Raw genomic sequence first — 13,302 nt, forward strand, 5'->3', positions numbered from 1 at the left:
CCTACCTCCTGATTCCCGTACCTGCTTACTCCGCCGCAACAGGCTGCCTTTGCCGTTCAACTCTATGAATGGCTTCATTGACAATTGCTGCGACCATCGGCAGGCATTCCAAAATCGCCTCTGCCAGCTTGCCTACCACTTGGCAGAACAAGTCTGCCTTCCGCACTACATTTTTCTCTTCAACCAGCTCAGACAGGTTGCGTTCATACGTGATGATGTCGTTCGTGATAATGAATGCGATGGAATACTCGAACAGTTTATTATGGACAACCGTCTCCCACATCTCTTCGATATCCACCATCGTCTTGTGGCACTTCGCCGGTTTCGTCCGGCTCAGCGCTTGGAGACCGCCCAGTTTCTGCTTCATTCGCTTCAACGTAGCTTCGATCGTTTCGACTTGCTGGGGCATGTCCAGCAACCGCTTCGTAATCGCAGCCTTATGCGCTTCATCGAAAGGACGAAGGTGGGCCGCCATGGCCTCGGCCAGCAATTCGGATGCGACATGCACGTCCGCCAGCTGCTTCATTACCTCGTCCAGCGGCTGATACTCGGTGTTCTCGATTTTGGCCCCCAGCTGCGAGGAGTTAATGAACCTGATCATCGGATACTTTCCGAGAAGCTTCCCTATTTCGTTCAGCGTCACCTGCATGGCATTATTCGTGCGATTCATCCCGCCCTGCACATTCTCGACCAGCAGCTTCGAGGAAGCAATCGCCGACTTGCTCTCATCCTCCGTCACATGGATCGTCCCCACGGCGTATACGCTCTCCGTAGGGTAAGACAAGTCTTGTCCTGTCAACACGATTTGCTCGCAGCCCATATAGATTGCCGCTTCGATAGCCGGCCCCGTTACGGATGGCGTGGAGGAAGTAAACAGAGGTTCTTCCTTATCCAAGCCAAGCATATGGATGCTCGTATAATCGTTCTCCAGCATCAGGAGCATCGGCTTTCTTTTGCCTTCCATGATGGTGTACTTAAGCTGCGGCGAATATAGGAAAGGCACGTCATCCAAATCCAGATGCTTGAACGCCGTGTCATTGGACTCGCCGAAGTCGAGCGATACGACCAAATGCGGCTTGATGCCGAAATGCAATAAGGATTGCGTGGCTGTGCCGGCCGCAATTATAAACGCGTGATCCCTGATCTTCTTGAGGTTCTCGATATCCTTCTCCAGGGAAGGGCCTGATCCGACGACAACCGCGGTATGTCCCTTCAACCTGTCCTTCATGTTCCGAATGGAAGGCGTGTTCAGCAGATAGGACAAATTATAAAGCCGATTCTGGTATAGCTGAATGCCGTAAAAAGCCGACGTAACTGCCGACATCTCGAAATGCTGCACAGCCGCTAGCGCGTCCTCAAAAAACTGCTGCTTGCGCTGCGGGTCCACTCGGTCATAAGCCGGAAGAGAGACAAGCGCCGTATCGCCCTTCGCGTACTTAACGAAATGAAAAAACGTTTTATGTCTTGTCGTTTTATCCCAGCCCGCAATGAATAGCTCTACATTTAACGCTTCCAGTAATGGCTGGAGCTCGATCGCCTGCATCGCAGCAAGCAGCACTTGTTCATCCGGCTCGTATATAATCAGCTGCTGCTTCGGAAACGTCCGGGCCATTTGGAGCAAATGATACCCGAAACCAAAGCCGTAAACGACAATATTGGTTTTGCCGGTAAGCGTGTCGCCCATCGTATCCAGCCATCTTCCCGCTTCATGCTCCGGTTCATAGTTGCTGTACAAGTACATCCATTTATCTTCGCTCGTACGCAGATACAAATTCGGCGAGCCATTGCTTGCGTAGGTAAGCTGATAACGGGTGTAATCAGGCCGGGCCGACTTGAGCACATGGTGCACTTGAGGATGATGCCGCTCGAGATACGCGAGGTTGGCGGCAAATCTACGCTCCGTGCCCTCCTTGTCTTCCCCGAGCTTTATGGCCAGCGCATGAATCAATTCCGCCAGCTCGTATTTTATGCAATCGGCTGCCTGAATGAACTCTTCTTCATCCATGAGCCGATTCAATTCGGTAAACGTATGCGCCAGCTGCTCCGCGAAATTCGTAATGACTTTATGCAGCAGCGCATCTTCCTCGCGGTCAGCAAGCTCTTGACCGATCGAGTTGGCCGCAATATAGAGATCGTTCAAGCCTTGCAGCAATTCACTGAATCGGGTCCAGGCCTCCGCTTGAACGGGGACGTAAAAATACTCCGAAATCGAATTGCACGCCTCCAGCACGCGGGGCAAAAAAGCGATGATTTCATCAAGTAGAGGTTCTATTTCCGCATGAACGCTGCGCATATTCATCCACCAAGCTTCCTTATTATAAGTACGTCGTCGTTTAGGCGAACGAGACTGGCTGCTTCCTATTATTAACGCTATTAACGAATTCTTCAACGGTTTTCTGAAGCGATGGCGGCTCTTATTCCTTCCGCCTCGCTAACTCTACGGATGGCCTCATTGACGATAGCCGATACGCGCGGCAAACAGTCCAGTGTCGCATCTGCAAGCGCCCCTACCGTCTGACAGAACATATCGGCCTTCCGAATTACGTTTTTCTCCGCAACCAGCTCGGGCAAGTCCCGCTCGAATATACGTACATCATGGGTGATGACATGCGTGATAGCGTTATCGAACAATGGATTGTGAACGACTTCGCCCCACATCTCCTCAATATCTACCATTGCGTGATGACATTCGTGAGGATCGGTACCGCTCAATTCTTGCAGACTATCCAACTGCTGCTTAATCCGTATTAGCGTCGCCTCGATAAACCCGATTTGACGCGGAAAATCCAACAATCGACCAAGGATGGCGGACTTCCGATCCTCATCGAACGGCTGAAGACAGGCTTCCATGATCTCACACAGCGGATCGGAGGGAATTCGAACTTCCTTTAACTGCTGAAGCACAGCTTCCAGCGGACGATACGTTGTATGCTCGATTTTCGCTCCGAGCCGCGAAGCATTCACGAAACGGATATTCGGGTACTCCCCCAATAGCTTCTCTATCTCCCCGCGCGTCACTTGCATGAGCGGGCTCGTACGATTCATCCCGCCTTGCACATTTTCAACCGCAAGCTCCGAGGAGGAAATCTTCATCTTGCTCACTTCATCGGTCTCATGCATGACCCCTGCGGCGTATACCCGATCGCCGGGAAAGGACATGTCTTGGCCCGTGAACACAATTTGCTCGAACCCCATATAGATCGCCGCTTGTATGGCCGGGCCGGTTACGGTCGGCGTCGAAGAAGCGATCAGCGTATCGTCTTCCTCTATACCAAGGATATATTTGCTGGTATGATCGTTCTCCATCAGGAAAAAGACCGGCTTATGCTTGCCGTCCATGATCGTGTACTTGAGCTGTGGCGCGTATAGGAACGGGACATGATCCAAATCGAGATGTTGAAAAGCTACACCGTTGGACTCCCCATAATCGACGGATACGACTAGATGCGGGGTTATGCCGGCATGCAGCAAGGCTTGGGCAGCCGTGCCCGCAGCAATGATGCATGCGTGGTTTCTGATCTGGCGCAAGTGCCCGATATCCTTCTCAAGGGATGGGCCTGATCCGACAATGACGGCTGTATGCCCCTTCATTTTGTCCCGCAAGCCCTGAATGGAGGGAGTTTGCAGCAGATAGGACAAATTGTAAAGCCGATTCTGAAACAATTGAATGCCGTAATACGCGGACGACCTCTCCGACATTTCCAGATGCTGAATCGCCGTCACCGCGTCTTTGAAGAATGCCCGCTTGCGCTGCGGATCCGCTTTATCGTAAGCGGGAAGGGCGGCAAGCGCGGTTTCGCCTTTTAAATACTTAGCGATGTACATAAATAATTTATGCCGGTTTGCTTTGTCCCAGTTTACGACCAACAATTCTACATGCAGTTCCTGAAATAGCGGCTCCAAATCGACAGCTTGCATAGCGGCGAGAAGAACCTGCTCGTCCGGTTCGTAAATGGTCAATTTAAGTTTGGGAAATTTACGCGCCAATTGAAGCACGTGGTATCCGAATCCGAATCCATAGACGATGGCGTTGGTCTTACCCGCGAACGTATCCTTCATCGACTCAACCCATCTACGCGCTTCGTGCTCCGGTTCATAATTGCTATATAAGTACATCATAGTACCGTCGCTTCTGCGCAGATAGAGATTCGGAGACGCATTGCTGGCGTAAGTAAGCTGATATTGAGCGCGATCAGGCTGTAAGGATTGGAGCCTTTCATACACATGGGGAAAGCGCCGCTCGAGATAAGTAAGGTTGGCTTGAAATCGCCGCTCCACCAAATCGCTCTCGCCGCCGAGCTTAATGGCAAGCGAATAGATGAGCTCCGCAAGCTCGTATTTCATCCAATCCGCGGCCTGGACATAGTCTTCTTCATCCATCAGCCGGTTCAATTCAGTAAAGCTCAGTGAAAGCCGTTCGGCGAAATTCGTAATCGCCTTATGCAAGAGCGTATCTTCCGGGCGATCGGCAAGCTGTCGGCCGAGTGAATTAGCCGCGGTATATAAGTCGTTCAACCCTTGAAGCAGCTCTTTGAATTGCATCCAGGCCTCATCTTGAACAGAGGCATAAAAATAGTCCGAAACGGAGCTGCACGCCTGCAGTACGCGAGGCAAGAAGGCAATTATATCGTCAAGCAGAGAGTCGATCGCCGCATCGCCGCTAGGCATTCTTATTCACCAGGCTTCCTAATAAAATAAAGTCGGCGCGACCTGCACCCCTTGTTAGGGGCCGTCGCGCCTCAATCAGTTCCTTTTGTCAAACATGAATCCGTCATAATACGCCGGCTGGCTGTACCCGTTCCGCTGTCTCTGATAGCCTTGTAGCCGTATTAATCCTTCCGCGGCCTCGTTCTTCAATCTGTCCATGTGCGCCATAATCGCATGATCATGCCCCATGATTGCCTGAACGAGCATCTTTTGGCCGGCCGATAGAGGCCCTTCCGCCGCAATCCGGTCGACCAACGATTGCCGCAGCTCGACAAGCGCCTCGAACCTCTCGTAATGCTCCGTTTGTCCGTTGTTGCTTAGAAATTCCGTTTCCGACAACACCTGCTGTAATAAATTATCCATGAATCGCTTCCTTGGCTGCCGACGCTGGCTTGGATGCCTGCATCCAGGAATCTTTTAAATCGACTAAGAAGGATAATACCTCCAGCGCGGGCGCCGTATCTTTTTTTACGTTTGCTTGAATAAGCTGGTGCAGCATATATTCGTAAACTTTCACCAAGTCGTTCGAGATTGAATATTGAAAGTCCAGCGCCGCCATCAGCTCATGAACGATGTTTTGAGCCTTGATCAGGCTGATGTTGGCTTTCTCGACATGGCCTTGCTCGATCGCGTCCACGCCCTGCTTCACAAACCGAATCGCCCCGTCATATAGCATCAGAAGAAGCTGTGCGGGCGATGCTGTCTGGACGGAAAGCTGCTGATACTTCTGATAGGGGTTGGATACCATACCGTTCACTCCTTATGAACCTCCGAATAGACTGCTGGCCTGAGATTGGTAACGATTCATGGCGGTCTCCATTGCCGTGAACTGCTGGTAGTAGCTTGTCTCCAAACGGTTCAACCGATCGTTCTCATCGTTGATTCTCGTATCCAGCATCCGCAATTGATCGCCGAATCCGCTGTCGACCAGGAACGAGCTGTTGGCGTCGGAGCTGACTTTCGATGTACCGATCCTGGTCGATAATTCATCAAGCGCAGACATGACAACGTTCGATAACCGGTTGAACAGGCCGTTGTCCGGATTGGAGGCCGATGTCTTCACTTGCGGGTCCGTCGATGTCGTTTGCTGCGTAAAGAACTTGACCACTTTATCCGGATCGGCTTCAATCGCCGCTCTCAGCTTGGCTTCGTCTTTGATGACAAGCTGGCCGCGGTTCTCCCACGCCCCCGAATCGATGCCGAGATCGCCCAGTACCATCTTCTGGCCGCCAACCGTAATATCCGTAATGGACGAAAGGCGCAGGTCGCCCATCAGCTTCGTGAGCGTGGAATCATTGCGAAGGAGACCGCTCTTCGCTTTGTCCTCCCACAGTTTAATTTGATCGTCATCCATCGCTTCCCGCTCGTCGGAAGTTAGAGGGTCATATTTATAATTGCGTTCTTCGTTTAATTTGCTCGTTACTGTGCCAAGGACATCGTTATAATCTTTAAGGAACGATTTAATGGTATCGACGACCTGGTCCGTATTCGTCACGACGCTCAACGAAGTAGGATTTCCTAACGTTGGGGCATTAAGCGTAATCTCAACGCCGTTCTCCGAAAATACATTGCTGCTGCGCGTCGTTGAAATGCCATTGATCTTAAGAACGGCGTCTTTCCCTCTGGTAGTCGCATCTGTAGATGACGGAAGGCTAAAATTCGCAAGAAAACCCGATGTGTCCGTTAATGCAATATCCCCGGCGCCGGTCGATTTCGATGTTATCGCCATTCGGCCTGTCGCGCTATCGATAAACGCATTTACATTCGCCGAGCTGCCGTTGATCGCAGCGACGACATCCGATAAGGAAGCAGATTCATTCACCGTAATCGTAGCTTCCGGGTTGCTGCCGTTTTTAATTTTGAAGGATACCGTCCCGGCTGTTGCCGTGTAGCTGAGCTCTCCTCCCGTCTTAAGACTGCTTAGAGATTCGCTCATGTCGACAGCCTTTATACCATCCAACCCCGTAGCGATATCGGCCGTACTTGTCAATCGGGAAGCTGTTGCAAGACTCGTTACTTCAATGGACATCGTGCCTGCGACCGCGCCTGAATTCGCTTTTGCGCTAACGGCTGCCGTATTGCCCGAAACATTGACTTGCTTCGCCGCTATACCGCTTTGCAAGCCGTAATTGAACAATTTGTTGTTACGGAAATCGACTAGCTTCGAAGTAATATCCCGATATTGCTCGCGCTGCCATTCCAGCGTTTGCTTCTGTTGATTCAGCTTATTAAGCGGCGCTTTTTTTGCGGTCATCAATTGTTTGACAATCGAATCGATGTCCAGACCTGAAGCGAAGCCTGAAATCCTCATTCTTGTTGCCTCCCTTATACTCTCTCGTCAATCAGAATGCCGGCGAACTCCATCATTTTGGCAACCAGATCCAACGTTTTCTCAGGCGGGATTTCACGAATAAGCTCCCCTGTATCCTGATTGAACACTTTAATGGTGATGGTTTTCGTCGCCTCATGCATTTTCATTTCGCATCGTGTCGACGGCCCTTCCAGGGCTTTAATGGCTCTGTCAATCGCTTTAATGAGCTGTGCTTCTCCGATTGACATTTTCAAGCCTTCTCTCTCTGCCGTTCTTAGCTCTTTGCCGGTTTGGATTTGTTTAACGGCCGTCTCGCGGTCGGACTTGTTATCCGTCTGCGCGTCTCCTTGACTTGCCGACGGCATCTGCACCCGTGACACCCCTAAATTCCCATTAACCGATATGCTCATCGTCTCAACTCCGATCTTCAGCATTTGCTACTATATATATCGTCGAATTGTCAAACGGTTTTTAGAGTTTATGAATAAAAAAAAGCAGAGACCTTAGATAAGCTAAGATCTCTGCCTGGGCGCTTACAATAATTAGCGGAGCAGCGAGAGAACGCCTTGCGGTGCGGAGTTCGCTTGCGCGAGCATGGCTTGCGAAGCTTGCAGCAAGATGTTGTTCTTCGTAAGGTTGACCATTTCCTTCGCCATATCCGTATCGCGGATGCGTGACTCGGATGCAGTCAAGTTCTCGACTGTCGTACCCAGGTTGTTGGACGTGTACTCCAGACGGTTCTGCTTCGCACCAAGCGTTGCGCGCTGCGTCGAAGTTGCCGTGATTGCAGCTTCGATGTTTGTCAACGAAGTAGCGCTGCTCAGACCAGTGATACTTGTCGTAACGATACCCGCGATCGAGATCGTAGCCGAAGCATCGTCAGCTTGAATCGTTGCTCCAGTCGTGATGCTGATGCCGTTGAATTTCGTATTGGTGAAGATCGCGTCGATTTGGCTGCCGAGCTCGTTCAACTCAAGGTTAATGTTCGACTTGTCATCTGTGGAGTACGTGCCGTTCAACTTCTGAACGTTCAGCTCTTTCATACGAGTGAGCATTGCGCTTACTTCGTTCATCGCGCCCTCAGCCGTTTGTACGTACGAGATACCGTCTTGTACGTTGCGTTGCGCTTGCTCCAGACCACGGATTTGTCCGCGCATTTTCTCGGACACTGCCAGACCGGCTGCGTCGTCGGCTGCACGGTTGATGCGAAGACCGGAAGATAGCTTTTCCATGTTCTTGCTAGCTGCAGCGCTGTTCAGCGTCATGTTGCGGTGCGTGTTGACCGCTGGAAGGTTGTGATTGATAATCATGTTGAATTTCCTCCTTGAAATGGGTTATATGCCACATCCTTGTGGACTTCGCAGGCTCCGTTCGGCCGTCCGGACCCTGCGCTACTTAATTTATCGGCGAATAGTCCCGAAGTTTTATAGCTGCTGGAAAGTTTTATATGTTCTAATCATGAAGAATATCGTTAGACGCGTCATTCTGGTACTACTGACCGAGTCCCGTTATAAACAAAAAGGCAGAGATCTTAGATATACTAAGACCTCTGCCTTGATCGTTACAACAATTAACGGAGCAGCGAGAGAACGCCTTGCGGTGCGGAGTTCGCCTGCGCGAGCATAGCTTGCGAAGCTTGCAGCAAGATGTTGTTCTTCGTAAGGTTGACCATTTCCTTCGCCATATCCGTATCGCGGATGCGGGATTCGGATGCAGTCAAGTTCTCGACTGTCGTACCCAGGTTGTTGGATGTGTACTCCAGACGGTTTTGCTTCGCACCAAGCGTTGCGCGTTGCGTCGAAGTTGCCGTGATTGCAGACTCGATGTTTGTCAATGACGTGCCACTGGACAGACCAGTAATACCAGTAGTCGTGATGCCCGCGATCGAGATCGTAGCCGAAGCATCGTCAGCTTGAATCGTTGCGCCAGTCGTGATGCTGATGCCGTTGAATTTCGTATTGGTGAAGATCGCGTCGATTTGGCTGCCGAGCTCGTTCAACTCAAGGTTAATGTTCGACTTGTCATCTGTGGAGTACGTGCCGTTCAACTTCTGAACGTTCAGCTCTTTCATACGAGTGAGCATTGCGCTTACTTCGTTCATCGCGCCCTCAGCCGTTTGTACGTACGAGATACCGTCTTGTACGTTGCGTTGCGCTTGCTCCAGACCACGGATTTGTCCGCGCATTTTCTCGGACACTGCCAGACCGGCTGCGTCGTCGGCTGCACGGTTGATGCGAAGACCGGAAGACAGCTTTTCCATGTTCTTGCTAGCTGCGGCGCTGTTCAGCGTCATGTTGCGGTGCGTGTTGACCGCTGGAAGGTTGTGATTGATAATCATGTTGAATTTCCTCCTTGAAATGGGTTATATGCCACATCCTTGTGGACTTCGCAGGCTCCGTTCGGCCGTCCGGACTCTGCACTACTTAATTTATCGGCGAATAGTCCCGAAGTTTTATAGCTATTGGGAAGTCTTTTTTATTTTTTTCAGCTTGGCCATCATGCCGTGAAGATCTTCCGTTACTTCCGCCGCTTCCTTATTCGATTCTTTCACGGACGTTAGCAGCTCTTTGCGGACGATTTGAACGTTCTGGGGGGCCGTTATGCCCAGCTTGATCGTCTCCCCGTCAATTTCGAGGATCGTGATCTCGATCTGCTCGTCCAGCACCACCGATTGCCCTTTTTTACGAGATAGAACTAACACGATTTCCGCCCCTCTCTATTCCGCGTCCGCCGGCACGAACAGCCGGTGTCTGGTTGTATACGGCGCCGCAGTAAGTATGATCTGCTTCCCAAGCCGCTTCTTCGCGTTCAGGACGATCGGCGCAATCAAGTTGGCTGTCGCTTGCTCCAGCTCTCCATGAATGGAAACGATAACGCGGACATCGACTTCTTCCTCGGATGCAAGCTGCAGCTCATTCGTTACGGACTCAGGCAAATCAAATTCGTAGTTGCCGACAAACTCAAACGGATTCGTAACGATAAAGGCCAGCTTGCCGTCATCCAGTGACTGCAGATAGGCAAACGGCGCATGTTCTGCCACTTCAATGAGCATAAACCGTTTGAATGGCTCGAATCCCGGAATGCCATGCTCAAAATGATAAATTCGATCCTCGTCCAAATCAATCTCGCCAAACCGCGATGTTTCCAGTCTCATCCTTTTTCCTCCGTTTGATACGAAATATGTAAAAAAGCTATAGTGCGCTTGATTTCGCCTATAGCTGCGTTTGATGGATTTATGTGACGATGTCGATGCTCGGAGGCGTAAATGTCACCTTCGGATACTGCTGCATGTAGATCCGGACATTGCCCCGTTCGTATTGAATGTCGGGCTTATGGGTCTGCACCTGAATATCGACCCTCCCTACATCGATCTGCGTATCGGGCTTCGGAATCGTGAATTCAATATCCACGTTATCGTAGGATGCCGGACCGAACACTTCGATCTGCGGCAGCTTGGCGGACAATTCTTCAAATGCGAGATCGGGTATCGGGTTCTCTTTGATGCGCAGATCGCCCATCCGATTCCCTTTCTCTACAATATGCGCGATACCTTGCAGCGCAATCCCCGGCATCTGGGAGTAGATCCGCTTCATGAATTCAACCGGCTTCCCGCCGTTAAAGGCCGCCCACATCCGATCTTGATTTATATTCAGCTCCGGCACCGGCGTTGGCGCGCTTATTCGCGTCGGCGTCGTTTCGATTTGCAAATCGGCCCGCTCAGAATGAATATGAAATTGACCGCGCTGTGATTCGATTCCAATAAGGCCTCTCTGCGATTCCGCCTTAATAATCGGCAGCTTCATGGGCGGTTCACCTCTTAACGGAGAAAGTCGACAAGCGTAGGCGTAATGACTTTAGCCCCTACGGACAACGAGGCCTGATAAATATTTTCGTTGATCTTAGCATCGATCAGCAGCTTGTCGTAGTCTGCATCCTCTGTCTTGGACTGCATATCCGTCAAGTTGATTTCCAAATCGTCCAGCCGGTTCTGCATCAGCTCCACGCGATTAACCTTGGCGCCTACTTCCGAGCGGGCATTCAATATTTTGTTCAGCCTGCTGTCGACATGGGTAAGCTCTGCCGCCGCTCCGGCCTGATCGCCGAGGGTAAACTTGCTGATAATGTTATCGATAACGGCAAACACGTTATCAGCTTCTACGGGATCGCCGCCGCCGAAAACTTCGTTCCCGCTCAAGTTGACCGGCAGCACGACGCCTACTCCTACAGCATAAGAGATGTCGCCTGTGTCAGTCACGACTTTCTTCGCATCAAAATTCGGGTCGTTCTCGTTGTAAGGCATCTTATCGAACGTCTGGCCGCTAAAAATATATTTGCCATTCAACTTGCTGTTGGCGATATCAAGCAGCTGGCTCTTCAGCTGCGTCAGCTCGTTATTGATCGCATCAAGCGCGGTTTGCGGGTTCGTGCCGTTCGAGCCATTAACGGTCAGTTCCTTAATCCGCTGCATGACGTCACCGGCTTGGCCCAACACCGTATCGTTGAAATCCAGCCACGAATGCGCGGAATCCGCGTTCTCCTGATACTGGCTGTTAGAGGACAATTCGGCACGGTAACGAAGGGCATACGTAATGCCTACCGGGTCGTCGGACGCCTTGTTGATTTTTCGGCCGGTCGCCATCTGCTCCTGCAAACTGCTCATTTGCATCAGGTTGCGGTTCAGGTTGCGCGAAAGCTGCAGGTGCATCATGCCGGGTGTAACACGTAAGGCCATTATGACTCAGCTCCTATTCTAACGTCCGACTACGCCGGTACCGTTTATCAGTTTCTCAAGCATCTGGTCGAAGGTCGTCATGAAACGGGCAGCAGCGCTGTAGGCATGCTGGAATTTAACTAGATCCGACATTTCCTCATCGAGCGAAACGCCGCTGACGGATTGCCGTGTGCTCTCCACCTGGTCCAGCTGTGCGGCCGAGTTCGCATACTGCCGCTGCGCCTCCTGGGATTGAACGCCCAGCGCCCCCACCATCGAGCTGTAGAAGTTATTGATCGTCGCTTCCGAAATTCCGTTGCCGGTAGCGGATTGGTCGAATTTGAACTTCACTTCGCCGAGCTCGGACATGAGCAGCGCCAGCGAATTATTGCCTTTGACGACGGTATCCGTGCCTGCAGCGTTAATCGTTCGCATCGAAGTGGCGATTTTATTCGTATCGCCAGCGATAACGGGATTCAGCCGAATGCTGGCCGCCGTTATGCCCGATGCGCTTGAGTCGAAGGTGAAGAAGTCGGTCGCCGCAGTCGCCGGATCATCCATTGTGTAACCGAGCTTGTGCAATCCGTTGATCCCTTTCACCGTCATCGTCGTCGCGGTCGCGAGCGGCGTCGTCGTCCCCGGCAGCACGGAGCCGGCCGGTATAGTGACTTCAATATCGCCGTTCGCCAGCGTGTTCGCCAAGGTGTCTAGCTGCTTCTGGTAATCGGCCACGTACACATCGCGCGATACGAACATGCCGTACACTTCGCCGCTATTCAATTGACCCCGCTGGTAAGCCGCTTCCAGCGTCGCGCTTGTCACTGGCGTCGCCGTGCCGCCGTTCACCAAATTCGTATCGCCCATCGCAACCGTATAGCCGTCGGGCGTCTTGGTCACTTGTACGTTCACGATCTGGGAGAGCTTGTCGACGAGCAAGTCGCGCTGATCCTGCAAATCGTTAGCGTCGTCGCCAAGCGATTCGATCCGGCGGATTTCGGTATTCAAGGACGCAATCGTATCGAGGTACGAATTCACTTCGGTCGCTTTAACGTCGATGCTGCTCGTCAAATCGGCGCTCAGATCTTGCAGCTGCTTGCTCGTCTGATTGAAAGCATCGGTAAGCGCGAGCGCCGTTTCGCGGACGATTTTGCGTCCGGTCACGTTCTCGGGATCTTTGCTGAGATCGGACCAAGCCTGATAGAATTTGTCCATGACCGAACGAATGCCCGAGTCGGAAGGCTCGTTCACGATAGCCTCCAGCTTGCTAAGCGTATCCGCCTGAACGGACCAGCTGCCTACGAACTTGTTCTGATTGCGATACTGATCGTCAAGGAACGCGGTGCGCACGCGCGTAATCGCCGTTGCTTCAACGCCGGTACCCAATTGGCCGGCCGCTACCGAACGGTTCATGCCGAAAGCTTCCATCGGGCGGCTCGTCGTCAGCGTCACGCGTTGACGCGAGTAGCCTTCCGTATTCGCATTGGCGATATTGTGGCCGATCGTATTGATTGTCGTCTGCTGTGCGAACAAGCTGCGTTTGGCCGTTTCTAGCGAATGAAAGGTAGATGTCATC

The 13,302-nt window shown here is 51.7% G+C and carries 13 protein-coding genes and 1 pseudogene; all 14 read right to left on the reverse strand.

Annotated elements, in window-relative coordinates:
• Positions 1-25: 25 nt before the first annotated feature.
• Positions 26-2,299 carry a motility associated factor glycosyltransferase family protein gene (locus GXP70_RS28185; protein WP_162359982.1) on the reverse strand — a complete coding sequence of 758 codons (2,274 nt, stop codon included), beginning with the start codon at positions 2,297-2,299 and terminating at the stop codon, positions 26-28.
• A gap of 86 nt (positions 2,300-2,385) precedes the next feature.
• A complete protein-coding gene (locus tag GXP70_RS28190; protein ID WP_162359984.1) occupies positions 2,386-4,542 on the reverse strand; it encodes a motility associated factor glycosyltransferase family protein in 2,157 nt (718 codons plus the stop codon).
• A 201-nt stretch (positions 4,543-4,743) separates the two neighbouring features.
• Positions 4,744-5,070, reverse strand: a complete 327-nt coding sequence (locus GXP70_RS28195; RefSeq protein ID WP_162359985.1) for a flagellar protein FliT — start codon at positions 5,068-5,070, stop codon at positions 4,744-4,746.
• Positions 5,063-5,455: a flagellar export chaperone FliS gene (fliS, locus tag GXP70_RS28200; RefSeq protein WP_162360723.1), complete on the reverse strand. Its 393-nt coding sequence runs from the start codon at positions 5,453-5,455 to the stop codon at positions 5,063-5,065. Before fliS ends, GXP70_RS28195 begins: the two co-directional genes overlap by 8 nt.
• A gap of 12 nt (positions 5,456-5,467) precedes the next feature.
• Positions 5,468-6,736 (reverse strand): flagellar filament capping protein FliD, encoded by a 1,269-nt coding sequence (fliD, locus tag GXP70_RS28205; RefSeq protein WP_263864065.1) that lies wholly within the window; start codon positions 6,734-6,736, stop codon positions 5,468-5,470.
• Positions 6,737-6,763: 27 nt separating this feature from the next.
• A pseudogene (locus GXP70_RS30400) lies at positions 6,764-7,018 on the reverse strand (flagellar cap protein FliD N-terminal domain-containing protein); the annotation flags it as partial.
• A 14-nt stretch (positions 7,019-7,032) separates the two neighbouring features.
• Positions 7,033-7,428 (reverse strand): flagellar protein FlaG, encoded by a 396-nt coding sequence (locus GXP70_RS28210; RefSeq protein WP_225442587.1) that lies wholly within the window; start codon positions 7,426-7,428, stop codon positions 7,033-7,035.
• A 132-nt stretch (positions 7,429-7,560) separates the two neighbouring features.
• Complete coding sequence (locus GXP70_RS28215; RefSeq protein ID WP_162359988.1) at positions 7,561-8,328, reverse strand: flagellin N-terminal helical domain-containing protein; 768 nt, start codon at positions 8,326-8,328, stop codon at positions 7,561-7,563.
• Between the two features lie 260 nt (positions 8,329-8,588).
• Positions 8,589-9,356 carry a flagellin N-terminal helical domain-containing protein gene (locus GXP70_RS28220; protein WP_162359990.1) on the reverse strand — a complete coding sequence of 256 codons (768 nt, stop codon included), beginning with the start codon at positions 9,354-9,356 and terminating at the stop codon, positions 8,589-8,591.
• Between the two features lie 120 nt (positions 9,357-9,476).
• Entirely contained in the window at positions 9,477-9,719 is a 243-nt protein-coding gene (gene csrA / locus GXP70_RS28225; protein WP_162359992.1) for a carbon storage regulator CsrA, read from the reverse strand.
• 15 nt (positions 9,720-9,734) lie between these two features.
• Positions 9,735-10,172, reverse strand: coding sequence for a flagellar assembly protein FliW (gene fliW / locus GXP70_RS28230; protein ID WP_162359993.1), 438 nt, complete (start codon positions 10,170-10,172; stop codon positions 9,735-9,737).
• Positions 10,173-10,251: 79 nt separating this feature from the next.
• Entirely contained in the window at positions 10,252-10,821 is a 570-nt protein-coding gene (locus tag GXP70_RS28235; RefSeq protein WP_162359995.1) for a DUF6470 family protein, read from the reverse strand.
• A 14-nt stretch (positions 10,822-10,835) separates the two neighbouring features.
• Positions 10,836-11,750 (reverse strand): flagellar hook-associated protein FlgL, encoded by a 915-nt coding sequence (gene flgL / locus GXP70_RS28240; RefSeq protein ID WP_162359997.1) that lies wholly within the window; start codon positions 11,748-11,750, stop codon positions 10,836-10,838.
• 18 nt (positions 11,751-11,768) lie between these two features.
• The gene (gene flgK, locus GXP70_RS28245; RefSeq protein ID WP_162359999.1) at positions 11,769-13,301 is read right to left on the reverse strand and encodes a flagellar hook-associated protein FlgK; all 1,533 of its coding nucleotides are present in this window, start codon (positions 13,299-13,301) and stop codon (positions 11,769-11,771) included.
• Position 13,302 lies beyond the last annotated feature (1 nt).

The organism is Paenibacillus lycopersici (genome assembly GCF_010119935.1).
GTDB classification, from domain to species: domain Bacteria; phylum Bacillota; class Bacilli; order Paenibacillales; family Paenibacillaceae; genus Paenibacillus_Z; species Paenibacillus_Z lycopersici.

Coding starts and splice junctions, on each gene's coding strand:
- GXP70_RS28195 (WP_162359985.1), bottom strand. CDS start 5,070: ATGGATAATTTATTACAGCAGGTGTTGTCGGAAACGGAATTTCTAAGC.
- GXP70_RS28215 (WP_162359988.1), bottom strand. CDS start 8,328: ATGATTATCAATCACAACCTTCCAGCGGTCAACACGCACCGCAACATG.
- GXP70_RS28220 (WP_162359990.1), bottom strand. CDS start 9,356: ATGATTATCAATCACAACCTTCCAGCGGTCAACACGCACCGCAACATG.
- fliS (WP_162360723.1), bottom strand. CDS start 5,455: ATGGTATCCAACCCCTATCAGAAGTATCAGCAGCTTTCCGTCCAGACA.
- GXP70_RS28235 (WP_162359995.1), bottom strand. CDS start 10,821: ATGAAGCTGCCGATTATTAAGGCGGAATCGCAGAGAGGCCTTATTGGA.
- flgL (WP_162359997.1), bottom strand. CDS start 11,750: ATGGCCTTACGTGTTACACCCGGCATGATGCACCTGCAGCTTTCGCGC.
- fliW (WP_162359993.1), bottom strand. CDS start 10,172: ATGAGACTGGAAACATCGCGGTTTGGCGAGATTGATTTGGACGAGGAT.
- GXP70_RS28210 (WP_225442587.1), bottom strand. CDS start 7,428: ATGAGCATATCGGTTAATGGGAATTTAGGGGTGTCACGGGTGCAGATG.
- GXP70_RS28190 (WP_162359984.1), bottom strand. CDS start 4,542: ATGCAATTCAAAGAGCTGCTTCAAGGGTTGAACGACTTATATACCGCG.
- flgK (WP_162359999.1), bottom strand. CDS start 13,301: ATGACATCTACCTTTCATTCGCTAGAAACGGCCAAACGCAGCTTGTTC.
- GXP70_RS28185 (WP_162359982.1), bottom strand. CDS start 2,299: ATGAATATGCGCAGCGTTCATGCGGAAATAGAACCTCTACTTGATGAA.
- fliD (WP_263864065.1), bottom strand. CDS start 6,736: ATGTCCATTGAAGTAACGAGTCTTGCAACAGCTTCCCGATTGACAAGT.